We start from the raw sequence: 26,311 nt of genomic DNA, 5'->3' as shown, positions 1-26,311 counted from the left end.
GGTGAGCGATGAATGACTGAGGAGGAAGAAGGCCTATGCGGCCGGCGGCGCGTACGGCATCACCAGCGCCACGAGCACCGGCCGGTTGCCGCGGTTTTCCAGCTGCCGCTTTTCGCCCGGCGCGAAGCGGCAGCTGTCGTAGGGGCCGAGCACTTCTTCCTGGTGTGCGCCGTCGAGCTCGCCGACCACATGGAGCTGGCCTTCGAGCACGAGGTACAGCTTTTCCATCGGCGAGCCGTCGAGGCCCGTATGGCCGCCGGGCAGGATCTGGCTCATGCCCATCCACATCTGCGTCGAGGGGCCGGCCTCCTTGCCCTGCAGGCGCAGGCAGCGCATGTCGAAATGGTTGGGCGCTTCGTAGTGCGGCGCTTCGCTGAAGCGGGTCACGTGCATGGCGGTGTTCCTTGTTGCGGGTTCCTTCGGGTTCAGGGGCGCAGCACGACGCGGTCGGTGCTGCCCGAAAGCACCAGCCGGTAGGCCTCCATGGCTTCGTCGAGCGTGAAGCTGCGCGCCACCGGAAAGGGTTTCAGCGTGCCGCGCTCGAAGCCCTCGCGCATGGCGTCGAGCTGTGCGGTCGAGGCCACGCAGTCCATCGCGAGCGAATCGATGCCCACGAAGGTGTGCATGCCGCGGTAGAACGCGAAGATGTCGAAGGGCACCGCGCGCTCGTGCGTGGCGATGAAGATCTGCGTCGCGCCCTTGGCCATGGCCTTGTTGGCAGCCTCGAAGTAGGCACTGCCCACGGTGTTGTAGACGATGTTCGCGCCGCGCCCGCCAGTGAGCTCGCGCACCTGCGCGCCCACGTCGGTGTGGTGGCGCGCATCGATCGCGTCGACCGGCCCGCACGCGAATCCTTCGAACGGGCCCGCGCGGCGCTGCACCGCGATCACGCGCGCGCCGGCCTGCGAAGCGAGCTGCACCGCCGCTTGCCCGACCTTGCCGTTGGCGCCGAGCACCAGCACGGTCTGGCCGGCCTGCGGCATGCCGCTGCGGCGAAAGCCTTCGTAGGCGGTGACGAAGGGCACGCCCACCGCGCCGGCCTCGTCCATCGAAATGCCCCGGGGCTTGGCGCGCAATGCGCCTTCGGGCAGCACCAGGTAGCGCGCATGCGAACCGTCGCGCGTGATGCCGATGTCTCCGCCCGAGCCGTAGACCTCGCGGCCGATCCATTCGGTCGGACCGCTCACCACGGTGCCCGCGAAGTCGCGCCCCGGGGTGCGGGGCCACACGGCCTGCGGCATGATGCCCAGCGTCGCTTTCACGTCGCTCGGGTTCACCGCAGCGGCGGCGACGCGCACCACGGCGTGGCCGGCGGGCGGTGTGGGTTCCTGCTGTGGCGTGGCCTCGAGTTGCAGCGCATCGAGATTGGCGGCCTTCTCGTTCACGCGCAGTGCGCGAGAGGTGTGGGTTGTGTGCATGGCGGCGACGCTCATCGTTCAGCTCCTCGCACCCGGCAAGCCCAGCATGGCGCGCGCCTCGCGTGGATTGGCAATCTCACCGCCGAGGCTCACAAGGATGTCGCGCGCCTTCGCCACCAGCTGCGCATTGCTTTCGGCCAGCACGCCCTTCTCGAGGTAGATGTTGTCTTCCATGCCCACGCGCACATGGCCGCCCAGCAGCCAGGCCTGCGCGACGATCGGAAACTCCATGCGGCCGATGCCGAAGGCGCTCCAGAACGCGCCGCGCGGCAGCATGTTGCGCGCGTACAGCAGCGTCTCGGGCGTGGGCGCGAAGCCGTACTTCACGCCGAGAACGAAGGTCCACATCGCGGGGCCGTCGAGGGTGCCGTCGGCGATCAGGTCGAGCGCGAGGTTGATGTCGCCCGAATCGAAAATTTCCAGTTCGGGCTTCACGCCCGCCTCGCGGATCACCTTCGCCATGCGGCGCACGTTCTTCGGCGTGTTCATCACCACGTCGGGGCCGGAGTTCATGGTGTTGAGGTCGAGCGAGCACACATCGGGCCTGATGAGCGCGATGTGCTCCACGCGCTTTTCCGGCGGCAGCAGCGTGGTGCCGGGGGCGGCGATCTTCGGATCGTCCTCGCTCGGGATGTAGCGCCCGCCGGGGCCGGTCGTGAGGTTGACGATCAACTCGCGATTGCTGCGGCGGATGCGGTCGACCACCTCGCGGTAGAGCTCGACTTCCATCGAGGGCTTGCCGGTTTCGGGATGGCGCACGTGGATGTGCACCTGCGCCGCGCCGGCCTCGGCGGCGGCCAGGCATTCGTCGGCGATCTGCACCGGCGTGATCGGCAGGTGCGGCGTCTGCTCGGGCTTCACGAGGTTGCCCGTCACGGCGCAGGTGATGAGGGTCTTGGCGGCGCTCACAGGTGGCGCCCTCCATCGACCACGATGCGCGTGCCGGTGACGAAGCGCATCGTCGTCGCGAGCGCTTCGACCGTGGCGGCCACGTCGTCCGGCTTGCCAATGCGGCCGAGCGGCGTGGTACTCGCCATCTTGTTCGCGAACTCCGCGCCGCGGCCCGGCACGAAGCCCGATTCGACCGCACCCGGCGACACCGACACCACGCGCACCGCCGGCGCCAGCGCCTTGGCCAGCGCATCGCCCACCACGTCGAGCCCCGCCTTGGCCGCGACGTACGCGAGGTTGCTGCCCACGCCCGTGAAGCCAGCGATGGACGAGATGTTGGCGATGAGGCCGTCGCCGCTTTCCTTCAGCATCGGCGCGAAGGCACGGATGGTCGCGAACACGCCGCGGAAGTTGGCGCGCAGCAGGTCGTCGATGAGTTCGTCGGTCAACGAATCGAGGTCGCCCGCGGGAATGGGCTGCGTGTGTCCCGCGCTGTTGACGAGGATGTCGCAGCGGCCGTGCGTGGCTTTCACTTGCGCAGCGGCGGCCTGCAGGCTCGGTGTGTCGACGATGTCGGCGCGGATCGCCATGTGGCGTTGTCCGTTGGCGGAGGGCAGGGCGGCGGCGCGTGCAGCCGCATCGTCGCCCTTGCGGTGCAACAGCACGCAGGTGGCGCCGAGCGCGGCCAGGCGTGTGGCCGTCGCATAGCCGATGGCGCCGAGGCCGCCGGTGATGACGGCCACCTTGCCGTCGAGTCGGGAAACAGGATCGAAGCTCATGGGGTGAAAGGAAGTTGTGGAGTCAGGGAATCGGTGGACGGGGGAACTTCATCTCGCCGGGTTCGAGCTGGAAGTCGTATTGCAGCGTGGCGGTCTGGCCGTCCGGCGCCAGCGCAAAGCGGCCGATCAATCGCCGCGTCACGCCGAAGGTCGGGTCGCTCTCGAGGTTCTCGTCGTCATCGGCGAACACCTGCGTGATCAGCACCTTGTGACCCGGCTTGCTCACCATGAAGTGCAGGTGCGCGGGCCGGTTGGGGTGGCGTTGCTGCGCGCGCAGCAGCACGCCGCAAGGCCCGTCGGTCGGCACCGGGTAGCCGGCCGGCCGCACGCTGCGAAAGTGAAAGCGCCCCTTGGCGTCGGTGGTGAAGCGGCCGCGCAGGTTCATGTCTTCCTGCGCCGGGTCCTGGTTTTCGTACAGGCCGACGGGCGAGGCCTGCCACACGTCGACCGTGGCATCGGCGACCGGCCGGCCCTTGGCATCGCGCACCGTGCCCGTCACCGCGAGCGGAATGCCCGGCGTGCCCGAGCGCGCGATGTTGTCGCCCGGCGCGCAGGCCGGCGAGTTCGCGCGCCAGAAGGGGCCGAGCAGCGCGGCCGGCGACTCGCCGTGCGGGTCCTGGTTGTTCTGCAGCGCCACCACGGTGGAAAGGCCGAGGATGTCGGCCGCCAGCACCACCTCGTTCTTGGTCTCGCCCGTGGCGTGGCCGATGGCGACGATGAATTCGAGCGCCTGCTCGAACTCCTCCTCGGTCAGCTTCACCTCCTGGACGAAGGCATGCAAGTGGCGCGTGAGGGCATCCATCACGGTGCGCAGCCGCGCGTCGGGCGTGCGTGCCATGGCACCGAGCGCGAAGCCGAGCACCGAATCGGGCGAGGTGGCAATGTTCATGGCAAGTCTCTGCAATCGTTTGCACGATGTTAGATCAAATCGCGAAAAAGTAAAATGACCCTGTTCACCGGGTCAGGAATGAGGAAAGCCGTTCGCAGCTCCTGACTGGCATGACAATCGTTTGCATCAATTCATGAGCACCAGCCCGACTTCCACCCCCGTGACCATCCGCGATGTCGCCCGCGCCGCCGGCGTGCATGTGTCGACCGTGTCGCGTGCGCTCAGCGCCGAGAAGCGCTCACTGATCAGCGAGGAGGTGCTGCGCGTGGTGGAAGAAGCGGCGCAGCGCCTGGGCTACCGGCCCAACCGCGCGGCCTCGGCATTGCGCACCGGGCGCACCCACACCATCGGCGTGCTGGTGCCCGACATCACGAACGCGGTGTTCCCGCCGATCCTGCAAGGCATCGAGGCCAGCGCGGCGGCGCGCGGGTACTTCGTGTTCGTCACCAACGTGGTCGACCCGGCGCTGGCGCGGCCCGTGCTCGAACGCATGCTGGCGCAGCGCGTCGACGGCGTCATCCTCGCCACCGCCACGCGCGACGACCCGCTGGTCGACTTCGTCACGAAGGCCGGCATGACCGCGGTGCTGGTCAACCGCGCCGACGAGACCGGGCGCCTGCCCGCCGTGGTGAGCGACGACCGGCTCGCGATGAAGCTGGCGGTCGATCACCTCGTGGGGCTGGGCCACAAGCGCATCGCGCACCTCGCGGGGCCGCAGCACATTCCGACCGGTGTCGGCCGCCGCCTGGGCGTGGAGCAGGCGCTGCGCGACCACCGCATGAAACCGTTCCGCGTGGTCGAGTGCGCGAGCTACAGCCGCGAGGCGGGAGCGATCGCGATGCAGCAGATGCTCGGCGCCGGTGCCGCACCGCAGGCGGTGGTGTGCTGCAACGACCTCGTGGCGCTGGGCGCCTACGACGCACTGCGCCAGGCCGGCTTGCGCGTGCCGAAGGACATCTCGGTGACGGGCCACAACGACATGCCGCTGGTCGACATGGTCGATCCGCCGCTCACCACCATCCGCCTGCCGCACCGCGAGCTCGGCTGGCGCGCGGCCGAAATGCTGTTCGCCGAAATCGACGGGCAGGCGATGTCGGCATCGACGGTGGTGCTGCGGCCGGAGCTGGTGGTGCGCAAGTCGACCGGGGCGCCGGCCGCGCGCTGATCAGCTGGGGCGGCGGACGGTCTTCTTGCGCGCCGCGGGCCGCCGCGGCGGCGTCGCCTCGAGCACCAGTTCGGCCGGCAGCGTGTCGTTCCACGATTCCGTGAAGTAGGCGCGGTCGCTCGGCACGAGCTGCGGCAACGCTTCGCGCAGCAGGCCCAGCGACTGCTCGGCCGCATTCAGGTCGCCCGCATGCGCCGCGTACCAGGCATGCTCGAACAGCAGGCTGCAATGCTGCAGGCCTGGATAGCGACGGCGCCCGGCCTGGTGATCGGCGAGCCGGGCCTGCGCCACCTCGACCCAACGCAAGGGCCAGTGCGCGGCATCGAAGGCATCCGCAAGCGGGCCGGCGAGCTTAGAGATCGCGGCCGGGTCCAGCGGCTTCTGTGCGCGGAACTGCGCCAGCGTGGATTGCGGCTCGGCCTGGCAGTGACCGCGCGCGATGCGCATCAGGTAGATCGCGTTCCATGCCGAGCGCCCCTGGCCGTCTGTGTGGCCGCAGAGCCATTCGCTGAAGGCGATCCATTGCACCGCGCGGCGGGTGGTGTCGGCATGGCCGTCGTGCGCGAGCGCCGGCAGGTCGGCGAGGCCGACGCGGTCGAACAGCCAGGCGGCCATGCCCATGTTGGCGGCCACGTGCTGCGCCGCATCGAAGGAGTGCGATTCGAAGGCCGCGGCCAAGGCTTCGCCGAAGCGCTTCAGCGACTCTTCGGCGAGCGTGGCAGCGGTGGGCTTGTCTTCGGCCGAGAGCCCGAGCGCGCGCGATCGGCAGACCAGCGCCCACAGGTTGCACCACTCGAAGCGCACGTCGGGATGATGCCGAAGCACCAGCCCGCGTGCCGCATCCTCGGCCATGCCGCTCAGCAGCGATTGCGCCAGCGGCAGGTCGCGCGCGGTGTAGGCGCACCAGGCCGAGACAATGCATTCCATCGCGCCCAGGTAGTCGTTGCCCGCCACATGATGGGCGAGGCGCTGTTTCTTGAGCGCCTGCAGCCGCCGCCGCGCCTGTTCGTTGTCGCCGAGTCGGCGCCACAGCATCGCCTCGTTGAGCGTGACCAATGCGCGCTGGAAGTCGGTGGCGGCCAGCGTGCCGGCCAGGCGGATCGACTCGAGCGCGCTCGCCGGCTGCCCGGGCGTGCCGCCGCCCGCCACCGGCGCCATGAGCCGTCCCTGCTTTGCCGCCTGTTGCGAGGCGACCAGCTGCTTCCAGAACGCGGCATCCTGCAGGTGCACCGCATCGGGCGGCGTCGGCGAGCCGGGTTCCGCTGCACGAGCCTTGCGCGAGCGCAATCCGAGAAAGGAAGCGACCTCGGCCGCCGTGGCCGCCCGGCCGCCCACCTGCATGCGCACGCGCTTCGCTTCGGCGGCTGGCAGCCAGAATGGCCCCTGGCTGCGCTTCTCGGCATTGAGGAAGCGCGGCTCGCGCTCTGTGTCCTCACCCCAGCCGGCCTCGATGTTCCAGGCCTTGAAGTCGCGAAACGCTCGGCTCACCACCATGCGCAGCGTGCTCGCATCGGTGACTTCGCCGCGCAGATCGGCGAGCCGCACGAGGCCGCCTTCGGCATCGTGCGCGTGTTTCATGCGCGCAAGCAGCCAGAGCGACTGGAAGGCCGCACGCCGGCCGTTGACCGATTGCGGCGAGGTGAGTTCGATGGAGAGCGGGGCGGGTGTAGCGGGTTGGAGCACGCCCCGGATTGAACCTCAAATTCCGTCCCGGTGGGCGCGGGCCGGCGCCGTTTTTCCTCAGTACCGGTCGCGTTCCAGCAAAGCGTTGACCTGGCTGCGCCCGATGCCCAGGTCGCGCAGCTCATGGTCGCTCATGCCGGCCAGGTGCTGCGAGTCGGCGCGCTTGCGGCGATGCTCCGCCATTCGGCGGCGCCAGCCGCGCAGCGCGAGCATCAGGCGTTGATGGAATGGCGAGTGGGCGGGCGCTGTCACGGTGGGCTCCTTGTTGGAAGCGCTCATCTTCCGGCGACGCATGCTATTGTGGAAGTTGAGATTCCTGAACCCTTCAATCAGCATTACTGATATGCGGCAACTCAACCTCGACCAACTGCGGACGCTCATCGCCATTGCGGACCTCGGCACCTTCTCGGCGGCGGCCAAGGCGCTGCACCTCGCGCAGCCCACGGTGAGCCTGCACATCAGCGAACTCGAATCGCGGCTGGGCGCTCCGCTCGTCGTGCGCGGCAACCGACGCGTCATGCCTACGGCGGCCGGTGCGGCGCTGGTGGAGCGCGGGCGCAAGCTGCTGCGCGATACCGACGACGCCATCGAAGCCGTCAAGCGCCAGGCCGAAGGCCGCACCGGCCGCGTGCGGCTCGGCACGTCCACCGGCGTGGTGGTCGACCTGCTGCCGCAGGTGCTCGAGGCACTGGGCGCCGGGCATTCGGGCATCGACGTCGAGGTCAGCATCCTCGGCTCCAACGAGGCGATGGCGCGTCTGGCCGCGGGCACGCTCGACATCGGCCTGGTAGCGGTGCCGCAACCGCCGCTGCGCGATCTCGTCGTGACGCCATGGCGCGACCAGGCCATGATGGCTTTCGTGCCGCAGCGCTGGAAGGCGCCCAAACGCGTGACGCCGGCATGGCTCGCGGCGCAGCCGCTGATCTTCAACGAAGCCACCACCCACATGTACCGGCTCACGATGGAATGGTTCGCGGCAGCCGGCTTTGCGCCGCGCGCGCGCATCGAGCTCAACTACGACGCCGCGATCCGCAGCCTGGTGGCGGCCGGCTACGGCGCTGCGCTGCTGCCGCTGCAGCAAACCACCGACGCGGCCCTGAACGAGCGCATGCAGATTCTGCCGGTAACCCCCAGGCTCACCCGGCGCCTCGGCATTGCGCATCGCCAGCGCGCCGGGCTCGACGGCGCCACGCAGAGCGTGCTGAAGGTGCTGACGGCGTTTCGCCAGCTCTGATTTCAGCTGCGCGTGGGCTCGTTCGGAAGGCCTTCGATCGGGCATTCCGCGGTGCCGATGGTGCTGCGCGTGAACGACTCCACCTGCTTGCGCGCAGCTTCGGGGTCGTCGATCCACTGCTTGTAGAAGTCGAACGGGCAGGCCGCCACGCCCTTGTCGCCATCGCCCGAATTGATGACGCCGGTGTAGCCGCGGTGCAGCAGCTTGAAGAGGTGATTCTGCGACTGGCCGTTCTTGCGCGCGTCGCGAATCAGCCCCATGGAGAGCTCGGCGTAGTTGATGCCCATTTCTTCTTCGCCGCATTCGCCCAGCGTGCGGCCGTCGAAGCCGATGATGGCCGAATGCCCGAAGTACGAGTACACGCCGTCGAAACCGGCCGCGTTGGCCACCGCCACGTAGGTGTTGTTCATGAAGGCCATGGCCTTCGAGACCAGGATCTGCTGCTCCTTGGCCGGGTACATGTAGCCCTGGCAGCGCACGACGAGCTCGGCGCCGCGCATCGTGCAGTCGCGCCAGATCTCGGGGTAGTTGCCGTCGTCGCAGACGATCAGGCTGATCTTCATGCCCTTGGGGCCGTCGCTCACATAGGTGCGGTCGCCGGGGTACCAACCCTCGATGGGCACCCACGGCATGATCTTGCGGTACTTCTGGACGATCTCGCCCTGGTTGTTCATGAGGATCAGCGTGTTGTAGGGCGCCTTGTCCGGATGCTGCTCATGACGCTCGCCGGTCAGCGAGAACACGCCCCACACGTCGGCGCGGCGGCAGGCGTCGGCAAAGAGGGCGGTCTCGTCGCCGGGCACGGTGGCGGCGGTGTCGTACATCTCCTTCTCGTCGTACATGATCCCGTGCGTGGAGTATTCGGGAAAGATCACCAGGTCCATGCCGGGCAGGCCCTTCTTCATGCCGACCAGCATCTCACCGATCTTGCGGGCGTTGTCCAGCACCTCGGCCCTGGTGTGCAGGCGGGGCATCTTGTAGTTGACGACCGCGACGCCCACGCAATCGCTGCTGCTCGAAATATCACCATGTCGCATGACGCTGCTCCTGAAGGATGGTTGAGAAACAAAAAAGCCCGAGCCGGTGTTCAACCGGTTCGGGCTTGTTCTGCGGTGCGGCGGGTTCGTGTCGTCGAAGCCGATTGTTCTCAATTCAGCGGGAGCTGCCCATACGTCATTTCGCTGATTGCGGCAGAGGCGTTCAGCGGGGCCGCGCGTAGTCGGATTCGATCCACGCGGTGGCACTGCCGGCCGTGAGCTTGAACGCGGGCGAGACGGCGACGCTGGCAAGCTCGGTGTCGTCCGCGTCGTCGTGCGCGGTGAGCGTGGCGGAGGGGCTGTCCTCGTCGGGCACGATGGCGAGCGACACGCGCACGCGCTGGTCGTTGCGCGCCGTGACGGTCACGCTCTTGTTGAGCGTGGCGTGCAGCTGCTGCTCGTGTCGGCGAATCACTTCGGCGGCGGTCTTCACCAGCGTGGAAAAGGCCGGGCCATCGAGTGGCTTCGGGTTTTTCTTGTCGCGGCCCATGGTCCAGGGGCCGACCAGCGCCGGCTCGGGGTCGCCTTGGCGCGTCATCTCGACGGCCCAGCCGTCGTCTTCCTCGTTCTTGATGACGCGGGCGGTCCATGGGCCGTCGCGCCAGAGGCGGGGTTCCTGCAGGGGGAGGGTGTCGTCGGAGTCGGTGGAATCTGTGGCTTCGGTCATTCGGATGCTTGTGAGGGCGTGGATTCGTGCGCGGCCCATTTTCGCCTGCGCCAGCGAACGGGCGCTCAGAAGACCGACAGCCCGGTGCGCGCGACGAAGAGCTCCAGCGCCTTCATGCCGAGCAGCGAGTTGCCCGTGGCATCCAGCGCGGGCGACCAGACGCACAGCGTGAGCCGGTCGGGCACGACGGCCACGATGCCGCCGCCCACGCCGCTCTTGCAGGGCAGCCCGATCGAAAACGCCACGTCGCCCGCGGCATCGTAGGTTCCACAGGTGAGCATCAGCGCGTTGATGCGTCGCGTCTGCCGTTCGCCGGTGACCTCGGCCTGGCCGTGGATCGGATGCGCGCCGTCGCGGCACAGGAAGGCTGCCGCCCGCGCCAACTGGCGGCAGCTCATTCGCAGCGCGCACTGGTGAAAGTAGGTGTCGAGCACCGCGGCCACGTCGTTGTCGATCTTGCCGAAGCTCTTCATGAAGTTGGCGAGCGCGATGTTGCGGAAGCCGGTGGCGGCCTCGGACTGCGCCACTTCATCGTCGAACGCGATCGGCTCCCCGCACAGGCTGCCCATCAGCGCAAGAATGTCCGCCTTCGCGCTGCCGCCGGTTTCGAGCGCCTGGCTCACCAGGCGGTCGGCCACCGCAATGGCGCCCGCATTGATGAACGGGTTGCGCGGCTTGCCGTGTTCGTTCTCCAGCTGCACCAGCGAGTTGAACGGGTTGCCCGAAGGCTCGCGTCCGATGCGCTCCCACAGCGCATCGCCCATGCGCTGCATGGCGAGCGTGAGCGTGAAGAGCTTCGACACGCTCTGGATCGAGAACGGCGTTTCGGCGTCCCCGGCGAAGGCCTCGGCGCCATGGCAGGTGCGCAGGGCAATGCCGAGCTGTCGCGCATCGACGCACGCCAGCGCCGGGATGTAGCTGGCCACCGTGCCGGCCGTGCCCAGCAGCGGGCGCAGGCTGGCGACGATGTCGTCGAGCACCGGCTGGAAGTCCGTGTCTTTCATGCCCGCGCCTTTCGCCGGTTGACCATCACGATGCCCAGGGCGACACCCACCAGCGCGAGCATCAGCTGCAGCGTGAGCGGTTCGCTGAGCAGCACCACGCCGAACACCAGCGCGAACAGCGGGGTCAGAAAGCTGAACGACGACATCTGCGTGGCGGGATAGTGCCGCAGCAGCCACATCCAGGTGAGATAGCTCGCGAACGCGCCGATCACGGTCTGCAGGCCGATCGAGGTCCATGCCCAGGCCGAATAGGAGACGCCCCACTTTTCGCCGAGCAACACGGAGATCACCGGGCACACCGCCGCGGTCACGCCCACCTGATAGAACAAGGCCTTCTCGGCGCTCGCGGTGGCAAGCCGCGTGGTGCGCAGCGCCAGCGTGGTCAGGCCCCAGAGCATGCCGCCCACGATGCCCATCGCATCGCCGAGCAGCTGGCCCGAGCTCGAATGCCCGAAGCCTTCGCTGAATGCGAACACCACGGCCGCAAACGCGATGGCCAGGCCCAGCCACTGGAAGCCCCTTAGGCGTTCGGCTGGTACCCAGTGTGGCAACAGCAGCGAGACCCAGAACGGCGCGGTGTACAGGAACACCGTGAGCCGTGACGCCGAGGTGTGCTGCAGGCCCAGGTAGATGCAGGTGAACTCGCCCGCGAACAGCAGGCCCACGAGCAGGCCGCCCGGCAGCGTGCCGTCGCGCTCGAAAAGCGGCACGCGGCGCCACACGCACCAGAGCCACAGCAGCACGACGGCGCCCGCCATGCGAATGGAGGCCTGCCAGAGCGGCGGCACTTCGGTGACCGTGGTCTTGATGAGGATCTGCTGCAGCCCCCAGAACGCGCAGCATGCGATGAGAAGGCCGATGGCGAGGGAGTCGAGTTGGGTCTTGCGCTGAGTCATTCGTTCTTGTCTGCTTGCGATTCTGTTTGTTTGTCGTTCAGCCGCCGGCCACGCGATACGGCGGCTTGCCGCGGGTGCCGATCATCAAGTCGGGCACCACGGTCTCCACGTCGGGCACTGAGCGCGCGGCTCGCTCCAGCCGCCGGGCCAGTGCGGCCGAGGGCACGCAGCCCTGCAGGTAGACCCAGCGGCGCTGGACGATCACCCACACGCTGCTCTTGCGTACCCCCGGCACGGCCAGCAACGCGGCGCGCACCTTGGGTGCGAGCGGCTTGTCGTAGCGGTAGGCGTTGCTGTCGGTGCACTTGCCGGCCAGCCAGCAGCTGGTGCCGCGCTCCAGCCGCGAATGGGTCTGGGCGCGGCGTTCCTCGGCGGTATAGAACGGGCCTTCGGGCATGGCGCAGGCGGGCAGGCCTGCGGAGACTCGAAAAAAGGGATCGTCGAACCAGTTCTGCTTGATCGGCTCAGCTGCTTTCTGCGCCATGGCTGTCTGCGCGGCCAGCAGCAGGACGGTGAGCGCGGCCGAAGGGCTCACAAGGGATGTTCCGTGTAGAAGCGCCCGCCATGAAACAGCAGCGGCGAGGCGCCCGCGTTGTGCGTGCAGCGCTCCACTTCGCCGACGAAGATCACGTGGTCGCCTTCGTCGTAGCGGCTGCGGTTGAAGCACTCGAAGCTTGCCGCCGCGCCCGCCAGTACCGGCGCCCCGCCCAGGCCTTCGGTAAAGGCCACATCGGCCCAGCGGTCGATGTTCTTGGCGGCGAAGCGCTCGGCCAGTTGCTTCTGGTTGGCGGCCAGGATGTTGATGGCGTAATGCGAACCGGTGCTGAGCGCCGGCATCGAGCCCGCGGCACGCGCCAGGCTCCACAGCACCAGCGGCGGTGCGAGCGACACCGAATTGAACGAATTCGCCGTCAGGCCGACCAGCACGCCGTCGGCCGAGCGCGCGGTGACGATGGTCACGCCCGTGGCGAACATGCCGAGCGCGCTGCGGAATTCTTCGGTCGAGAAGGAAGGCGGTTGCGCCTGGGCGGGAGCGTTCACGGAAAAGCCAGAGAGTGCGCAGGATGACGCCGCTCTATTCTGGCCGAAGGTCGGGCAGGCCGCCGATCGGTGCTTCCGGGGCGCCGCTGATCTTGCTGATGATCAGATTCGATTTCCACTCACTCCGGCGCCGTACGTATAGGGATTGTAGGGAAAGCTCTCATATTTTCTTATTAACTTGACACTGATAAGATTAAATCGCGCCCTGTCACTGCCCTGGGGCGAGCCAGAAAAAGGAGACGACATGCTCGGACGACAACTCTCTCGGCGCCTGCGGCAGTGGGTGCCGCTCGCCGTGCTCGCGCTCTTCAGCGCCGCGGCTTCGGCCGCCGGCGCGTACCCGGACCGGCCGATCCGGCTGGTGGTTCCCTACACGGCGGGAGGCATCAGCGACGTGCTGGCGCGCACGCTGGCCGAGCGCATGCGCAAGGACCTGGGCCAGCCTGTCATCGTGGACAACAAGCCCGGCGGCAACACCGCACTGGGTGCACGCCTGGTGGCTTCCGCCGAGCCCGACGGCTACACGGTGCTGTTTGCCACTGGCGCCACCGCGGTGCTGAATCCGCTGCTCTATCCCAAGCTGTCGTACAACCCCGAGAAGGAGCTGCAGCCCGTGGCCCGCATCGCGGTCACGCCGATCGTGATGCTGGTCGGCAACAGCTCGCCGCACCGCACGCTGCGCGACTTCGTCGCCGACGCGAAGGCCAACCCGGGCAAGCTCAACTACGCATCCACGGGCACCGGCAGCTCGCTGCACCTGGCTGTCGAGCTGCTGCAAAACGCCACCGGCGTCTCGCTGGTGCATGTGCCCTACAACGGCAGCGCGCCCGCGCAGGCCGCGTTGATGGCCGGCGACATCCAGTTCTTTGCCGACTCCACGGGCAGTGCCATGGGCCTGGTGCGTGGCGGCAAGCTGCGCCCGCTCGCGGTCACCACCCGTGAACGGCTGCCGGCCCTGCCTGAAGTACCGACGGTTGCGGAGAGCGGCTACCCCGACTACGAGGTCACCACCTGGTTCGGCCTCATGCTGCCGCGCAACGCACCGCCCGACGTGGTGAACCGGCTGAACGCCTCGGCGGCCCAGGCGGTGGCCGACCGCAGCTTCCGCGATCAGTTCGAGGCGCTCGGGCTGGTGGTGCCGCCGGCGCTGACGGCCGCCGAATTCAACACCTACATCGGCCGCGAGCGCGAGCGCTGGGCGCCGCTGATCCGCGCCAAGCACATCGTTCTCGAGTAACCCCCAGCATCACCGGAAGCCATTGAATGTTCGAAGCCAACCTGCTGCGCGGCAAGCGCATCCTCGTGACCGGCGGCGGCTCGGGACTCGGCCGCGAGATCGCCGAGCGCTACCTGCAATTGGGCGCCGAGGTCCACATCTGCGGCCGCCGCCAGCCAATGCTCGACGCCACCGCCGCCGAACTCACGGAGCGCCACGGCGGCGTGGTGCGCGCGCATGCGGTGGACATCCGCCAAGCCGACGCGGTCGACGCCATGGTCGAGCGCATCTGGGCCGAGCACGGCCCGCTCGACGGGCTGGTCAACAACGCGGCCGGCAACTTCGTCAGCCGCACGCAGGACGTGTCGCCGCGCGGTTTCGACGCGGTCGCCAACATCGTGCTGCACGGCACCTACTACGTCACCCACCACGTCGGGCGGCGCTGGATCGCCACGGGCCACAAGGGCTCGGTGATCTCCATCGTCGTGACCTGGGTGCGCACCGGCGCGCCCTTCGTGGTTCCGTCGGCGATGAGCAAGGCCGGCGTGGACGTGATGACCAAGTCGCTCGCCATCGAGTGGGGCCGCTACGGCATCCGGCTGAACGCCATCGCGCCGGGCATCTTTCCGACCGAAGGCGCGAACAGCCGGCTCAGTCCCAAGGCGGCCTGGGAAGACGGCGCGGTGCGCAACCCGATGAACCGGCTGGGCCGCATGCCCGAGCTGCAGAACCTGGCGGTGTTCCTGATGGCCGACGGCGTCGAGTGGATCACCGGCGAGACCATCGCCATCGACGGCGCGGGGCATCGGCAGAACGGCGCCTCCTTCACCGAGCTGGCCGATCTGGACGACGAGGCCTGGCGCGGCATGCGCGAGGCGATACGGGGGCAGGACGCGCGCGACCGGGCACTGCGCGAAGCGGCCCCGGAACCGGACGCGCCGCCCGCCGCGCCCCGAGGCCATTCATGAGGATCGACCGGATCGTCGACGACGTGGTCGCAGCAGGCCGTGGCGACCACGCCGCGCTGCTGCTGGAGGACGGGCGTGCGGTGTCGTATGCGCAACTGGGCGCACGCATCGAGGAAGCGGCGGCTGCGCTTGCCGAGGCCGGCCTCGCACCGGACCAGCGCATGGTGCTGGTGGGCGAGAACAGCGTCGACATGGTCGTGCTGCTGCTCGGCGCGATCCGCGCCGGCGGCTGGGCGGTACCCCTCAATGCCCGCATGTCGGGCGGTGAAATCGACGCGATCTGCGCGCACTGCGAGCCGCGGCTTGTGTACTTCGCGGCCGCCGCATCGGGCGAGGCGCTGGCCCACGCCGAGCGCCGCGGCGCCGCCGGCGTGCTTGCTGCCTGCGCGCCGGGCGGACGGTTGCAGCGCTGCCCGGGCACGGCGGCCGACGATGCGTCCGGCGATGTCGCCCTGATGATCTACACCTCGGGCAGCACGGGCCTGCCCAAGGGCGTGATGCTGAGCCACGGCAACCTCGATTTCGTCACCCATGCCTCGATGGTGCAGCAGGTGCTGCTGCCGGACGATCTGATCTTCCATGCGCTGCCGATTTCGCATTCGTTCGGGCTGATCTCCGCGCTGCTGTGCGGGCTCCGCGCGGGTGCCACGCTGCGCCTGGTGGGGCGCTTCTCGGCCGGGCTGCTGGCCGAGGCGATCACCAGTGGACAGGTTACGGTGTTCCAGGGCGTGCCGGCGATGTACGCGCGGCTGCACGAATGGTCGCAGCAGCAGGGCCGCCCGCTGACCCCCAACCGGCTGCGCATGGCCTACATCGGCGGCTCGCTGGTCGACGCCACGCGCAAGGCGCAGACCGAAGCGCTGCTCGGCCTGCCGTTGCACCACGGCTACGGCCTGACCGAGTCGGCACCCGCGGCCACCCGCACCTTCGGCCATCCGCCGCCCGCGGACGTGACCGCCGGCTGGCCGATTCCGGGCGTGGAGGTGATGCTCGCGGATGCGGACGGGCGGCCTGCGCCCACCGGCGAGCGCGGCGAGGTCCTGATCCGCGGGCCCAACGTGATGAAGGGCTATTTCCGCGACCCGGCGCAGACGCGCGCGGCAGTCGACGCCGAGGGCTGGCTGCACACCGGCGACATCGGCGTCTTCGGCCCGGCAGGCGACCTTTCCATCGTGGGCCGCAGCAAGGAGATGATCATCCGCGGCGGCTTCAACGTGTACCCGGCGGAGGTCGAGAAAGCGATTGCCGCCTTTCCCGAGGTGGCGCAGTGCGCGGTGGTCGGTCGCAGCGTGCCGGGCGACGAGGAGATCGTCGCCTTCGTCGAGCCGCTGCAGGGGCGCAGCATCGACACCGCGCGGCTCTGCGCCTTCCTGCGCGAGCGCCTCGCACCCTACAAGGTGCCGGCCGAGGTGCGCGTGATGGCGCAGTTGTCCGCGAGCCCCACCGGCAAGCTGCTCAAGGCGCAGCTGAAGTCGCTGGCACAGGCCGCGCCGGCGACGGCGCGGCCGTCGCTCGACCGCTTGCTGGCGCCGCGCTCCGTGGCCGTGGTGGGTGCATCCGACAACCCGCACAAGGTGGGCGGGCGGCCAATCCGTTATTTGCTGGAGCAAGGCTTCGGCGGCCGCATCTATCCGGTTCATCCGCGCGCCGGCGAGGTGCAGGGCCTGCGGGCCTATGCGGCGCTCGACCAGCTGCCGGAAGTGCCCGATGCGGTGGTGCTCTGCATCGGCGCCGAGCAGGCCGAGCAGCAGCTGGCCGATTGCGCGCGCCTGGGCGTGGGGCATGCGTTGCTGTTCGCCTCCGGCTATGCGGAGGTCGGCGCCGAGGGCCGCCTGCGGCAAGAGGCCCTGGCCGGCATCGCCCGGGCCGGCGGTGTTCGCCTGGTGGGGCCCAACAGCATCGGCGTGGCCAGCTTCGACAGCGGTGCGGTGCTCTCCTTCGCCTCGATCTACAGCGACCATGCGCCGCTCGACGGACCGGTGGCGATCGTGTCGCAAAGCGGCGCGTTCGGCGTCTCCGCCTATGCGCTGCTGCGCGAAGCGGGCTGGGGCGTGCGCTGCGTGGCCGCCACCGGCAACGAGGCCGATGTGGACACGGCGGACCTGGTCGATGCACTGGCGCGTCGACCCGGCGTGCGGCTGGTGCTGCTCTACGTCGAGCACGTGCCCGATCCGGCGCGCATGGCCGCGGCGCTCGAAACGGCGCGCCAGCGCGGCGTGGCGGTGCTGGCGGTGCGCTCCGGGCGTTCGACGCATGGCAGGCGTTCGGCCGATCTGCACACAGGCTCGGCCGGGGCGGCCGGTGCGGGGCTCGACGCCATGTTCGAGTCGCATGGCTGCCGCACCGTAGGCGGCTTGGTCGAACTTGTGGGCGCCGTGCCGCTGTACCTCGGGCCGGCGGTGGGCGCCGGGGGCTCCGGCGGGCTGCCGCGGCTGGCGCTCGTCAGCAACTCCGGTGCGTCATGCGTGCTGGCGGCCGACGAGGCGCAAGCCCGCGGACTGCCGCTGGCGCAGCTATCGGCGGACGCGGAGCAGCGCCTGGCCGAGCTGCTGCCCAGCTTCTCGCTCAACCGCAATCCGGTCGATCTGACGGCGATGCTGCTGGCCGAACCGGCTTTGCTCGGCGCGGTGATGCAGGTGGTGCTGCAGGACGCGGCTGTGGACGCCGCCGCGCTGGGCTTGCTGGCAGTCGGCGGACCGAGCTACGACCTCGCGCGCTTCGTGCGCGAATGCCGGGCCGTGGTGGACGGCGCGGGCAAGCCACTGGCGGTCTACAGCCCGCATGCGCATGTGCGCGAGGCCTTCGCTCAAGCCAGCTTCGCGGTGTTTCCGGGCGAGGCCGAAGCCATGCAGGCATTGCAGGCCTTTGCACTGCATCGCAGCCAATCGGCCACGGCCCGCGCGAGGCCCGGGCTCGATGTGGAGGAAGCCGGCCGAGGCCTGGCCGAGCTGGCGCCTGGCTAGCTTGCCGCGGGCTGGTAGTCCAGCCCCGCGATGAAGATCGAGAACACGTCGTGGCCGATCTTCATCGGGTCCTTGCCGACGATGTCCCAGGCGTTCTGGCGGTCGACCATCACGGTGGCCAGGCCGTGGCAGGCGGTCCATGCGGCCAGCGCGGCGGGCCGCACGCGGGCGAGCGGCACGTTGCGGTGGCTCAGGTAGTCGCCTACGCAGGTTTCCAGGATGCCGTAGGAGCGCGTGGCGGCCTGCTCCAGGTCGGGGAACTGCAGCTTCTGCGGAATGGCCGGGCCGTACATCACCTGGAACAGTGCGGGCCGCTCGATCGAGAACTGCAGGTGGGCGAGCATCACGCTGAGCAGCCGTTCGCGCGGATCGTGCAGGCTGCGCAATGCACGGATGCGCTGGTCGAACATCATGCGAAAGCCCTGCGCGGCAATGGCCGCGAGGTAGCCCGACTTGCCCTCGAAGTGGTGCAGCGGCGCGGTCTGCGACACGCCCACGTCGCGTGCCGCCTGGCGCAGGCTCAGCGCGGCAAGGCCCTGCGCATCGAGGATCTCGATGCCGCGCATCACCAATGCATCGCGCAGGTTGCCGTGGTGGTAGGTCGAGCGTTTGGCCTCTGCGCCCTCTGCCGCCGGACTGGCGCGCGATTCGGCACGCGATGTGGAGACGGAGGTTTTCTTCATGGGCCTGCGAGCTTAAACCGGCGGCACCCGCGCGCTGCCGCTCAGCCGAAGAACCAGTAGCAGACCGCGATGGCGGCCACCACGCCCGCCAGTTCGGCCAGGAGCGCGCAGGCCACGGCGTGCCGCGCCCGCTGGATGCCGACAGCGCCGAAGTACACGGCCAGCACGTAGAAGGTGGTTTCGGTGCTGCCCTGGATGGTGGCGGCCACCAGCGCGGGAAAGCTGTCGACGCCCTGTGTCTTCATGGTTTCGATCAGCATCGCGCGCGCCGCGCTGCCCGAGAAAGGCTTGACCAGCGCGGTCGGCATGGCGTCGACGAAACGCGAATCCCAGCCGCCCATGTCGACCAGCCAGCGCAGGCCGCCGAGCACGAAGTCGAGTGCGCCCGAGGCACGCAGCACGCCCACGGCGCACAGCATGGCCACCAGATAGGGCAGCAGGTTCTTCGCGATGTCGAAGCCTTCCTTCGCGCCCTCGACAAAGCATTCGTAGACCTTGATGCGGCGGATCGCACCGGCCAGCAAGAAAACGATGATCACGCCGAACAGCGCAAGGTTGCCCATGAGCGACGAGAGCGACGCAATCGCCGCGGCCGAGAGCGTGCCCAGCAGCGCCATGAAGCCGCCGAGCAGCAGTGCGCCCGGCACCAGGTAGGCCAGCACCACCGGGTCCCACAGCCGCAGGCGCTGGGCCACGGCCACCGAGAGCAGGCCGACGAGCGTCGATGCGCTGGTCGCCAGCAGAATCGGCAGGAACACCATCGTCGGGTCGGCGGCACCCTGCTGCGCGCGGTACATGAAGATGGTCACGGGCAGCAGCGTGAGCGACGATGCGTTGAGCACCAGGAACAGGATCTGCGCATTGGTGGCCGTGACCGGATCGGGGTTCAACCGCCGCAGTTCGCGCATGGCCTTGAGGCCGATCGGCGTGGCCGCGTTGTCGAGCCCGAGCGCGTTGGCCGCGAAGTTCATCGTGATGAGGCCGAGCGCCGGATGGCCCGCGGGCACGCCCGGCATGAGCCGCCGGAACAGCGGGCCGAGCAGGCGCGCGAGCCAGCCGACCAAGCCCGCCGCTTCCGCGATGCGCAGGAAGCCGAGCCACAGCGTGAGCGTGCCGAACAGCAGCACCATCACCTCGACCGCGAGCCGCGCCATGGCGAACAGGCTTTCGACGATGGCCGCAAAAACGGCCGGATCGCCGCCCACGAGCCAGCGCCCGAGCGCCGCGAGCATCGCCATTCCGAAGAAACCCAGCCACAAGCCGTTGAGCACGCGTTTTCTTTCCCTTTTTATGAGCGCGATCATAGGGGGCCGCACGCGCGCGTCGCGCGCTCCAGCTACAGTTCGGCCCATGCGCGCTTCCCTCGTCCGCAGTTTTACAGCCCTCGTGGGGGTGCTTGCGGCTGCATGGCTGACCGGTTGCGTCAGCCTGCCTCCGCCGGAGCCGCGCGCGGCGGTCACGGCTTTCACCGACGTGGCGCAGACCGAACTCGGGCAGCTCGCGGCCAAAGACGCGCCGGGCAACGCCGCCGCGCTCTCGGGCTTCCGGCTCTTGCCCGAGGCGGCCTTTGCGTTCGATGCACGCATTTCGCTCGCGCGCCACGCCGAGAAGTCGCTCGACGTGCAGTACTACCTGATCCAGAAGGACGACGTGGGCCTGCTGTTCCTCAAGGAACTGCGCGAGGCGGCCTCGCGGGGCGTGCGGGTGCGGCTCCTGGTGGACGACCTCTACACGGCCGGCGAGGACGAGGTGTTCAGCACCTTCGCCGCCTTTCCGAACGTCGAGGTGCGCCTCTTCAATCCGCTGCCGTCGCGGGCCAACTCGCTGACCACGAGGCTGTTGTTCTCCCTCACCGATTTCGGCCGCATCAACCACCGCATGCACAACAAGATGCTGATTGCGGACAACAGCTTTGCGGTCTCGGGCGGACGCAACATCGGCAACGAGTACTTCATGCGCAGCACGGCCGCGAACTTCATCGACATGGACGTGATTTCGAGCGGACCGATCGTGCGGCAGATGTCCGACGGCTTCGACCGCTACTGGAACAGCTCGCACGCCTGGCCCATCGAGCGCATTGCGCCGCTGCGCACCACGCCCGAGGCCGCGCAGGTTCGTTTCGACGAACTGGTGCGCGCGGCCGTGCCCGACGTGCCGATCCGCCCGCGCGACGTGCTGAACAGGTCGCCCGTCGGCGAGCAGCTCATCACCGGCAAGATCGACCGCTACTGGGCGCCGGGCACGCTGTTCATCGACGACCCCGAGAAGATCACGCGCAAGGCCGAGGAGGCCTATGCGGGCAGCGTGACCGAGGGCGCGCTGGGCGTGATCAACGCGGCGCGCAGCGAGGTCGTCATCGCCTCGCCGTATTTCATTCCGGGCTCCAAGGGCATGGAAGAGATGCGGGCCTGCATCGCCAAAGGCGGGCGCATCGTCATCGTGACCAACTCGTTGGGCGCGACCGATGAGCCGCTGGCCTATGCGGGGTACGAGCGCTACCGCGCCGACATGCTGAAGATCGGCGTGATCATCTTCGAGATTGCGCCCACGCTCACGGGCCGCTCGGGCCGCTTCGGCGATTTCGGCCAGTCGATCAGCCGGCTGCATGCCAAGCTCGCGGTCGTCGACAACGAGCGCTTCTTCGTCGGCTCGATGAACCTCGACCACCGCTCGGCCGCCGTCAACACCGAGGTCGGCCTGGTCATCGACAGCCCGGAACTGGTGCGCGACTACAACCAGTTCATATCGGGCGCGCGCGTCAACCTCGGCTACCGCCTGCGCCTGGGGCCCGAGAGCCGGCGCGTGCAGTGGCTCGAGTACGACGACGCCGGCGGCGACATCGTCCATGAAGACGAGCCCGGCGAGTTCCTCTGGCTGCGCTTCAAGAACTGGCTGCTGCTGCCGATCGTGGGCGAAGAGCTGCTGTAACGCGTACTCAGGCCACCTCGATCAGCAGGTTCGGCCGAAAGCCCTCCTGTTCGCCCTTGCCCTTGTAGCCGAGCGGATTGGCGACCACGCGGCAGCCGTCCTTCACATAGTCGAAGGGGCAATGCAGGTGGCCGTGCAGCCACAGCTGGGCGCGGGGAAGCAGCGCATCGAGCGAATTGCAGAAGCCCGCGGTGCCCGGCGTGAGGCCGTAGCGCGGATCGGCGCTCGCAAGACTCGGCGCGAAGTGCGTGACAGCGACGGTGGTGCCGTCGAAAGGCTCGGCCAGCGCCTGCTCGAGCCAAGCCTGGCATGCCAGCCCCTGTTCCCGCATGGCACCGGCCATGAACGGCTGGCCGTGGCGCACGGTGGCGGCTTTCTCCAGGTAGAAGTCGGCCGCGCGCATCGCCTTGCCGCGCTTCTTGAGCGCGTCCGCCAGGCCGTCGGTGGGCGTCACCAGCGCGTCGAAGTCGGCCCAGAGGGTGGTGCCGATGAAGCGGATGCCGTCGATGACCGCGGTCTCGCGTTCCAGCCACAGGATGTCGAGTTCGTTGCAGAGCGCGCGCAGGCGCTCGTGCGTTTCGTCGAAATCGGCGTTGTCGTACTCGTGGTTGCCCGGCACGTAGATCACGGGCACCGGCCAGCCGTTGCGCGGCGAAAAGCGGCCCAGGCCGAAGTCGGGGTCGGTCAGGCGGGAGCCTTCCTGGTAGGAGCCGATGTCGCCCGCCAGCACCAGCATGTCGGCGCCGGACACCGGCTCGGCGTGGAAGCGCGGATGGGATTCCAGGTGCAGGTCGGAGAGCAGTTGCAGCTTCATCGTCCAGCCAGTCTAGGGGAATGAGCCCATGCATAAAGCGCATGAGGTGGGGCTTTCAATATTAGGGATAACCCCTATTCTTAGGACATCAACCACTCCAGCGCAGCCAAGAGCAGCGCACTGTCATGTTCAGCCTTATCGCCCAAGTGGCCCGTTTCTTCCGTTCTTCGAATGCCAACGCCTCGGTCAGTCATGCCGCCGCGCTGATGGAAAGCGCCGATGCCCGTGCCGGCCTCGACGCCTACCAAGCGCAGGAACTGCGCGTTGCAGCCAGCGCCTGGCTCTCGGTCATTCGCTAAGAAAACCCCGGCCGGTCATCCGGGCACCTTCTGCCCGAGGACCGAATCCGCGAAAGCCGCCGCGGCGGAGCGCAGCAGCGCGGTGCGCAGCCATTCGTGCGAATGCAGGTGCTGTGCGCGCCGGTGCCAGATGGCGTCGACGTGCACCATCGGCTGGTCGAAGGGCAGGTCGCGCAGCACCAGCTGGTCGTCGATGCCGGTCACGGTCACAAAATGCCGCGGCAGCACCGTGAGCAGGTCGGAGTTCGCAACGACGCGCCCGGCCGTGAAAAACTGGTTCACGGTCACCACGATGCGCCGCTCGCGCCCCAGGGCGCCCAGCGTCTGGTCGATAAAACCGTACGGCCGCCCCGAAAAACTCACGAGCAGGTGCCGGGCGGCGCAGTAGTCGTCTAGCGTGAGCGGCGCGTCCGCGAGCGGATGGCCGCGCCGCATCACGCAGACATACTGGCCCAGGTAGAGCCGCTGTGTCTCGAACGCCACCCCCACGCCCGACTGCCCACGCGCCGCCAAGCTGGCGATCACGGCCGGAAAGTAGCCGATGGCCATGTCGACTTCTTCCTGCTCGAGCATCCGCCGGGGGTCGCGGGTGGTCAGCGGCAGAACGCGCAGCGAGATAGCGGGCGCTTCCTTCTCGACGATTCGCACCAGCCCGGGAATGAGCTCGGCAGCGGTCGCGTCGGCCATGGCCAGCAGGAAAGTGGTGTCGGCGACCGCCGCGTCGAACTCGCCCGGCGCCAGCGTGTGCTGCAGTTGCCGCAGCGCGTCCCGCACCGTGGGCCAGAGCGCCAGCGCGCGCGGGGTCGGCTCGACCCCGGCGCCGGCCCGGCTCACCAGCTCGTCGCCGAGTACATCGCGCAGGCGGCGCAGCGCATTGCTCACGGCCGGCTGGGTGATCGACAGGTTGCGCGCGGCCCGCGTCAGGTTGCGCTCCGCCATGACCTCGTCGAAGACACGAAGCAGGTTGAGGTCGAGTGTGCGGAAATTGACGTCCATCAGTGTTGTGAATGATAAACATCAGAAAGATAAAGTGGCGAAACACTAGGGCAAACCCTAATATCTCCCCATCGGCACCAGCCATTCATCCCACGGAGGGATTCATCATGACCAGCTTTGTCCACGTTGACCAACCTACTGTCCACCCCGGCGTCCAGCGCGCCGAGGTCCTGTTCGGCCAGATCAAGGCCGCACGTGCCGGCGCCAGCGGTTCGCGTCCGCTGATCGCCCTGCTCATCGTCGCCGTGGTTGCGGCGGTGCTGGTGGTGGGCGACAAGCTCGTTTCCACCTGGGACGAAGGCGCGCTGCTCGCCGCCTGGGCCGTGCTCTGCGGCGCCGTTTTCGCCGGCTTGGCGCTGTTTGCCGGTTCGCTGCGCAATGCGGCCGCCAAGGTTGCAGGCCTCTGGAACGCGGCCGCCCAGCGCCGCGCCGCCGATCGCGCCGACGCCCGCTTTCTCGCCACCGCACACAGCGACCCGCGCGTGATGCAGGAACTGCAGGCCGCCGTCTGGCGCCAGCAGTCCGAAGGCAAGGCTTCGGTCGCTGCCGTTGCCAAGGTGGATGCACTGGCCCGCGCGGCCGAACGGTCCAACGCCGCGCGCATGCCGACGCTTTACGAAGCCATGCGCCGCATGAACAGCTCGCGCTACTACTGATCGACTGGCTGGTCCGGCCAGCCCGAGAGTCAAAAAAAGAGCCGCCCTTGGGCGGCTCTTTCGTTTGTGCGGCCGGGCCGCCGCACAACGGGCGGGAATCAGGCCGCCAGGCGCTGCTCGATGGCGGCCTTGGTTGCCGGCAGTTCCTTCGGCAGGTGGTGCGCCAGCTGCTGGAACAGCTCGGCATGCAGCTTCAGCTCGGCCTGCCACGCGGCCTTGTCGATGCTGGTGACGGTGGCGAACTGCTCGGCGCTGAAATCCAGGCCGGTCCAGTTGAGGTCTTCGTAGCGCGGGCTCACGCCGAAGACATGGTCCACGCCCTCGGCCTTGCCTTCGATGCGGTCGATGATCCACTTGAGCACGCGCATGTTCTCGCCGTAGCCGGGCCAGACGAACTTGCCGTCCGGACCCTTGCGGAACCAGTTGGTCGTGTAGATCTTCGGCTGCTTGGCGCCCGATGCTTCCAGCTTCTTGCCCAAGTCGAGCCAGTGCTGGAAGTAGTCGCTCATGTTGTAGCCCATGAAGGCCAGCATGGCGAACGGATCGCGGCGCACCACGCCCACCTGGCCGACGATGGCGGCGGTGGTTTCCGAGCCCATGGTGGCGGCCATGTAAACGCCTTCGGTCCAGTTGCGGCCTTCGGTCACCAGCGGCACCGTGGTCGAGCGGCGGCCGCCGAAGATGAAGGCGTCGATCGGCACGCCGGCCGGGTCGTCCCAGGCCGGGTCGAGCGCCGGGTTGTTGGTGGCGGCCACGGTGAAGCGCGAGTTGGGGTGCGCGGCCTTGGCGCCGGTTTCCTTGGCGATCTGCGGCGTCCAGTCCTTGCCCTGCCAGTCGATCAGGTGCTCGGGCAGTTTCTTGCCGGGCGCGTCGTCCTCGAGGCCTTCCCACCAGACGTCGCCGTCATCGGTGAGCGCCACGTTGGTGAAGATCACGTCCCGGTCCAGGCTCTTGAGGCAGTTGGGGTTGGTCTTGAGGTTGGTGCCGGGGGCCACGCCGAAGTAGCCGGCCTCGGGGTTGATGGCGTACATGCGGCCATCCTTGCCGGGCTTGATCCAGGCGATGTCGTCGCCGATGGTCGTCACTTCCCAGCCGTCGAAGCCGGCCGGCGGCACCAGCATCGAGAAGTTGGTCTTGCCGCAGGCCGAGGGGAACGCGGCGGCCACGTGGTACTTCTTGCCCTGGGGCGAGGTCACGCCCAGGATCAGCATGTGCTCGGCGAGCCAGCCCTCGTCGCGGCCCATGGTGGAGGCGATGCGCAGCGCGAAGCACTTCTTGCCCAGGAGCGCATTGCCGCCGTAGCCCGAGCCGTAGCTCCAGATCTCGCGCGTCTCGGGGTAGTGAACGATGTACTTCGTCTTGTTGCAGGGCCAGGCCACGTCCTTCTGGCCGGCCTCGAGCGGGGCACCCACGGTGTGCACGCAGGGCACGAACTCGCCTTCGGTGCCGAGCACCTCGTACACGGCACGGCCCATGCGGGTCATGATCTTCATGTTGACCGCCACGTAAGGGCTGTCGGAAAGTTCGATGCCGATGTGGGCGATGGGCGAGCCGAGCGGGCCCATGCTGAACGGCACCACGTACATCGTGCGGCCCTTCATGCAGCCGTCGAACAGGGGCTGCAGCGTGGCGCGCATTTCGGCCGGGGCCATCCAGTTATTGGTCGGGCCGGCGTTTTCCTTCTGTTCGGAGCAGATGAAGGTGCGGTCTTCGACGCGCGCGACGTCGCTCGGGTCGGACGCCGCGAGGAACGAATTGGGCCGCTTGGCCGGGTTGAGCTTCTTGAAGGTGCCCGCGTCGACCAGTTGCTGGCACAGGCGGTCGTACTCTTCCTTGCTGCCGTCGCACCAGTGAATGGCCTCGGGTTTGCAAAGCGCGGCCATGTCGGCCACCCAGGCAATCAGTTTTGCGTTCTTGACGTATGAGGGTGCCTGAATGGCGAGGCCCTGCATCGTGGGTGCGTTCATCGGAAATCTCCTAAGTTGAAAAATCGTCTTTCCGAACGGGACGCCACGCCATCGAGGCACGGAGGTCCGTTTGAGAAAACGTTTCGCGTTGGGAGACTGCGTCAACGCGGGCCGCAA

Annotated in this window: 26 protein-coding genes; 8 read left to right on the top strand and 18 right to left on the bottom strand. The window is 68.5% G+C overall.

Translation table 11 applies throughout. From position 1 onward, the window contains the following. Window positions 1–33 precede the first annotated feature (33 nt). Genes QFZ42_RS24855 through QFZ42_RS24835 form a run of 5 tightly spaced genes read right to left on the bottom strand, consistent with a single transcriptional unit; the run spans window position 34 to window position 3,977 of the window. The gene (locus tag QFZ42_RS24855) at window positions 34–393 is read right to left on the bottom strand and encodes a cupin domain-containing protein (RefSeq protein WP_307703531.1); all 360 of its coding nucleotides are present in this window, start codon (window positions 391–393) and stop codon (window positions 34–36) included. Between the two features lie 32 nt (window positions 394–425). After that, window positions 426–1,433, bottom strand: coding sequence for a quinone oxidoreductase family protein (locus QFZ42_RS24850; protein WP_307703530.1), 1,008 nt, complete (start codon window positions 1,431–1,433; stop codon window positions 426–428). 3 nt (window positions 1,434–1,436) lie between these two features. Beyond that, window positions 1,437–2,327, bottom strand: coding sequence for a 3-keto-5-aminohexanoate cleavage protein (locus QFZ42_RS24845; RefSeq protein ID WP_307703529.1), 891 nt, complete (start codon window positions 2,325–2,327; stop codon window positions 1,437–1,439). Beyond that, window positions 2,324–3,088 carry an SDR family NAD(P)-dependent oxidoreductase gene (locus QFZ42_RS24840; RefSeq protein WP_307703528.1) on the bottom strand — a complete coding sequence of 255 codons (765 nt, stop codon included), beginning with the start codon at window positions 3,086–3,088 and terminating at the stop codon, window positions 2,324–2,326. Before QFZ42_RS24840 ends, QFZ42_RS24845 begins: the two co-directional genes overlap by 4 nt. A 22-nt stretch (window positions 3,089–3,110) precedes the next feature. Beyond that, a complete protein-coding gene (locus QFZ42_RS24835; RefSeq protein ID WP_307703527.1) occupies window positions 3,111–3,977 on the bottom strand; it encodes a dioxygenase family protein in 867 nt (288 codons plus the stop codon). Between the two features lie 133 nt (window positions 3,978–4,110). Here QFZ42_RS24835 and QFZ42_RS24830 point away from each other — a divergent pair, with 133 nt between their 5' ends. Next, a complete protein-coding gene (locus tag QFZ42_RS24830) occupies window positions 4,111–5,142 on the top strand; it encodes a LacI family DNA-binding transcriptional regulator (protein ID WP_307703526.1) in 1,032 nt (343 codons plus the stop codon). On the opposite strand, the gene QFZ42_RS24825 is transcribed toward QFZ42_RS24830, so the two are convergent. Both QFZ42_RS24825 and QFZ42_RS24820 read right to left on the bottom strand, forming a co-directional pair. Further along, a complete protein-coding gene (locus tag QFZ42_RS24825; protein WP_307703525.1) occupies window positions 5,143–6,825 on the bottom strand; it encodes a hypothetical protein in 1,683 nt (560 codons plus the stop codon). Between the two features lie 57 nt (window positions 6,826–6,882). Beyond that, entirely contained in the window at window positions 6,883–7,077 is a 195-nt protein-coding gene (locus tag QFZ42_RS24820; RefSeq protein WP_307703524.1) for a DUF1127 domain-containing protein, read from the bottom strand. Between the two features lie 91 nt (window positions 7,078–7,168). On the opposite strand from QFZ42_RS24820, the gene QFZ42_RS24815 reads away from it, so the two are divergent. Next, window positions 7,169–8,059, top strand: coding sequence for a LysR family transcriptional regulator (locus QFZ42_RS24815; RefSeq protein ID WP_307703523.1), 891 nt, complete (start codon window positions 7,169–7,171; stop codon window positions 8,057–8,059). A 2-nt stretch (window positions 8,060–8,061) separates the two neighbouring features. Here QFZ42_RS24815 and QFZ42_RS24810 read toward each other — a convergent pair whose 3' ends face one another. The 6 genes from QFZ42_RS24810 to QFZ42_RS24785 form a co-directional block, all read right to left on the bottom strand. Continuing rightward, window positions 8,062–9,096 (bottom strand): aliphatic amidase, encoded by a 1,035-nt coding sequence (locus tag QFZ42_RS24810; RefSeq protein ID WP_307703522.1) that lies wholly within the window; start codon window positions 9,094–9,096, stop codon window positions 8,062–8,064. 163 nt (window positions 9,097–9,259) lie between these two features. Continuing rightward, window positions 9,260–9,763: a hypothetical protein gene (locus tag QFZ42_RS24805; RefSeq protein ID WP_307703521.1), complete on the bottom strand. Its 504-nt coding sequence runs from the start codon at window positions 9,761–9,763 to the stop codon at window positions 9,260–9,262. Between the two features lie 65 nt (window positions 9,764–9,828). Further along, window positions 9,829–10,767, bottom strand: coding sequence for a glutaminase (locus QFZ42_RS24800; protein WP_307703520.1), 939 nt, complete (start codon window positions 10,765–10,767; stop codon window positions 9,829–9,831). Next, window positions 10,764–11,663 (bottom strand): DMT family transporter, encoded by a 900-nt coding sequence (locus QFZ42_RS24795; protein WP_307703519.1) that lies wholly within the window; start codon window positions 11,661–11,663, stop codon window positions 10,764–10,766. Before QFZ42_RS24795 ends, QFZ42_RS24800 begins: the two co-directional genes overlap by 4 nt. A gap of 37 nt (window positions 11,664–11,700) precedes the next feature. Beyond that, a complete protein-coding gene (locus QFZ42_RS24790; protein WP_307703518.1) occupies window positions 11,701–12,198 on the bottom strand; it encodes a BON domain-containing protein in 498 nt (165 codons plus the stop codon). After that, window positions 12,195–12,638: a flavin reductase family protein gene (locus tag QFZ42_RS24785; RefSeq protein WP_373423410.1), complete on the bottom strand. Its 444-nt coding sequence runs from the start codon at window positions 12,636–12,638 to the stop codon at window positions 12,195–12,197. The genes QFZ42_RS24790 and QFZ42_RS24785 overlap by 4 nt, the downstream gene beginning before the upstream one ends. 310 nt (window positions 12,639–12,948) lie before the next feature. On the opposite strand from QFZ42_RS24785, the gene QFZ42_RS24780 reads away from it, so the two are divergent. From QFZ42_RS24780 to QFZ42_RS24770, 3 genes are read left to right on the top strand one after another with little or no spacing between them, the layout of a single operon-like run. Next, entirely contained in the window at window positions 12,949–13,941 is a 993-nt protein-coding gene (locus QFZ42_RS24780; protein WP_307703516.1) for a Bug family tripartite tricarboxylate transporter substrate binding protein, read from the top strand. 26 nt (window positions 13,942–13,967) lie between these two features. Beyond that, complete coding sequence (locus tag QFZ42_RS24775) at window positions 13,968–14,888, top strand: SDR family oxidoreductase (protein ID WP_307703515.1); 921 nt, start codon at window positions 13,968–13,970, stop codon at window positions 14,886–14,888. Continuing rightward, a complete protein-coding gene (locus tag QFZ42_RS24770; RefSeq protein WP_307703514.1) occupies window positions 14,885–17,851 on the top strand; it encodes an AMP-binding protein in 2,967 nt (988 codons plus the stop codon). Before QFZ42_RS24775 ends, QFZ42_RS24770 begins: the two co-directional genes overlap by 4 nt. Here the strand turns inward: QFZ42_RS24770 and QFZ42_RS24765 are convergent. Together QFZ42_RS24765 and QFZ42_RS24760 are read right to left on the bottom strand one after the other, a co-directional pair. After that, window positions 17,848–18,534, bottom strand: a complete 687-nt coding sequence (locus QFZ42_RS24765) for a TetR/AcrR family transcriptional regulator (protein ID WP_307703513.1) — start codon at window positions 18,532–18,534, stop codon at window positions 17,848–17,850. The genes QFZ42_RS24770 and QFZ42_RS24765 overlap by 4 nt on opposite strands. Before the next feature lie 41 nt (window positions 18,535–18,575). Next, window positions 18,576–19,805, bottom strand: coding sequence for a nucleoside recognition domain-containing protein (locus tag QFZ42_RS24760; RefSeq protein ID WP_307703512.1), 1,230 nt, complete (start codon window positions 19,803–19,805; stop codon window positions 18,576–18,578). Between the two features lie 79 nt (window positions 19,806–19,884). Between QFZ42_RS24760 and QFZ42_RS24755 the strand changes: the two genes are divergently transcribed. Beyond that, window positions 19,885–21,462, top strand: a complete 1,578-nt coding sequence (locus tag QFZ42_RS24755; protein WP_307703511.1) for a phospholipase D family protein — start codon at window positions 19,885–19,887, stop codon at window positions 21,460–21,462. A gap of 7 nt (window positions 21,463–21,469) precedes the next feature. Here QFZ42_RS24755 and QFZ42_RS24750 read toward each other — a convergent pair whose 3' ends face one another. Next, on the bottom strand, window positions 21,470–22,276 hold the full coding sequence (locus QFZ42_RS24750) for a metallophosphoesterase (RefSeq protein WP_307703510.1): 807 nt from the start codon (window positions 22,274–22,276) through the stop codon (window positions 21,470–21,472). Between the two features lie 125 nt (window positions 22,277–22,401). Between QFZ42_RS24750 and QFZ42_RS24745 the strand changes: the two genes are divergently transcribed. Further along, on the top strand, window positions 22,402–22,575 hold the full coding sequence (locus tag QFZ42_RS24745; RefSeq protein ID WP_307703509.1) for a hypothetical protein: 174 nt from the start codon (window positions 22,402–22,404) through the stop codon (window positions 22,573–22,575). Between the two features lie 15 nt (window positions 22,576–22,590). Here the strand turns inward: QFZ42_RS24745 and QFZ42_RS24740 are convergent, their stop codons facing one another. After that, window positions 22,591–23,571 (bottom strand): LysR family transcriptional regulator, encoded by a 981-nt coding sequence (locus QFZ42_RS24740; RefSeq protein ID WP_307703508.1) that lies wholly within the window; start codon window positions 23,569–23,571, stop codon window positions 22,591–22,593. 107 nt (window positions 23,572–23,678) lie between these two features. On the opposite strand from QFZ42_RS24740, the gene QFZ42_RS24735 reads away from it, so the two are divergent. Next, window positions 23,679–24,227: a hypothetical protein gene (locus QFZ42_RS24735; RefSeq protein WP_307703507.1), complete on the top strand. Its 549-nt coding sequence runs from the start codon at window positions 23,679–23,681 to the stop codon at window positions 24,225–24,227. 98 nt (window positions 24,228–24,325) lie between these two features. On the opposite strand, the gene QFZ42_RS24730 is transcribed toward QFZ42_RS24735, so the two are convergent. Then, window positions 24,326–26,194 (bottom strand): phosphoenolpyruvate carboxykinase (GTP), encoded by a 1,869-nt coding sequence (locus QFZ42_RS24730; RefSeq protein WP_307703506.1) that lies wholly within the window; start codon window positions 26,192–26,194, stop codon window positions 24,326–24,328. Window positions 26,195–26,311: the final 117 nt, after the last annotated feature.

This window comes from Variovorax paradoxus (assembly GCF_030815855.1).
GTDB lineage: Bacteria > Pseudomonadota > Gammaproteobacteria > Burkholderiales > Burkholderiaceae_C > Variovorax > Variovorax paradoxus_M.
This window is presented reverse-complemented; position numbering and strand designations above follow the sequence as displayed.

Excerpts from the sequence above, each read along its gene's own strand:
- QFZ42_RS24855 (WP_307703531.1), bottom strand. The coding sequence starts at position 393 with ATGCACGTGACCCGCTTCAGCGAAGCGCCGCACTACGAAGCGCCCAAC.
- QFZ42_RS24850 (WP_307703530.1), bottom strand. The coding sequence starts at position 1,433 with ATGAGCGTCGCCGCCATGCACACAACCCACACCTCTCGCGCACTGCGC.
- QFZ42_RS24840 (WP_307703528.1), bottom strand. The coding sequence starts at position 3,088 with ATGAGCTTCGATCCTGTTTCCCGACTCGACGGCAAGGTGGCCGTCATC.
- QFZ42_RS24835 (WP_307703527.1), bottom strand. The coding sequence starts at position 3,977 with ATGAACATTGCCACCTCGCCCGATTCGGTGCTCGGCTTCGCGCTCGGT.
- QFZ42_RS24830 (WP_307703526.1), top strand. The coding sequence starts at position 4,111 with ATGAGCACCAGCCCGACTTCCACCCCCGTGACCATCCGCGATGTCGCC.
- QFZ42_RS24815 (WP_307703523.1), top strand. The coding sequence starts at position 7,169 with ATGCGGCAACTCAACCTCGACCAACTGCGGACGCTCATCGCCATTGCG.
- QFZ42_RS24810 (WP_307703522.1), bottom strand. The coding sequence starts at position 9,096 with ATGCGACATGGTGATATTTCGAGCAGCAGCGATTGCGTGGGCGTCGCG.
- QFZ42_RS24805 (WP_307703521.1), bottom strand. The coding sequence starts at position 9,763 with ATGACCGAAGCCACAGATTCCACCGACTCCGACGACACCCTCCCCCTG.
- QFZ42_RS24800 (WP_307703520.1), bottom strand. The coding sequence starts at position 10,767 with ATGAAAGACACGGACTTCCAGCCGGTGCTCGACGACATCGTCGCCAGC.
- QFZ42_RS24795 (WP_307703519.1), bottom strand. The coding sequence starts at position 11,663 with ATGACTCAGCGCAAGACCCAACTCGACTCCCTCGCCATCGGCCTTCTC.
- QFZ42_RS24785 (WP_373423410.1), bottom strand. The coding sequence starts at position 12,638 with ATGTTCGCCACGGGCGTGACCATCGTCACCGCGCGCTCGGCCGACGGC.
- QFZ42_RS24780 (WP_307703516.1), top strand. The coding sequence starts at position 12,949 with ATGCTCGGACGACAACTCTCTCGGCGCCTGCGGCAGTGGGTGCCGCTC.
- QFZ42_RS24775 (WP_307703515.1), top strand. The coding sequence starts at position 13,968 with ATGTTCGAAGCCAACCTGCTGCGCGGCAAGCGCATCCTCGTGACCGGC.
- QFZ42_RS24770 (WP_307703514.1), top strand. The coding sequence starts at position 14,885 with ATGAGGATCGACCGGATCGTCGACGACGTGGTCGCAGCAGGCCGTGGC.
- QFZ42_RS24765 (WP_307703513.1), bottom strand. The coding sequence starts at position 18,534 with ATGAAGAAAACCTCCGTCTCCACATCGCGTGCCGAATCGCGCGCCAGT.
- QFZ42_RS24755 (WP_307703511.1), top strand. The coding sequence starts at position 19,885 with ATGCGCGCTTCCCTCGTCCGCAGTTTTACAGCCCTCGTGGGGGTGCTT.
- QFZ42_RS24750 (WP_307703510.1), bottom strand. The coding sequence starts at position 22,276 with ATGAAGCTGCAACTGCTCTCCGACCTGCACCTGGAATCCCATCCGCGC.
- QFZ42_RS24745 (WP_307703509.1), top strand. The coding sequence starts at position 22,402 with ATGTTCAGCCTTATCGCCCAAGTGGCCCGTTTCTTCCGTTCTTCGAAT.
- QFZ42_RS24740 (WP_307703508.1), bottom strand. The coding sequence starts at position 23,571 with ATGGACGTCAATTTCCGCACACTCGACCTCAACCTGCTTCGTGTCTTC.
- QFZ42_RS24735 (WP_307703507.1), top strand. The coding sequence starts at position 23,679 with ATGACCAGCTTTGTCCACGTTGACCAACCTACTGTCCACCCCGGCGTC.
- QFZ42_RS24730 (WP_307703506.1), bottom strand. The coding sequence starts at position 26,194 with ATGAACGCACCCACGATGCAGGGCCTCGCCATTCAGGCACCCTCATAC.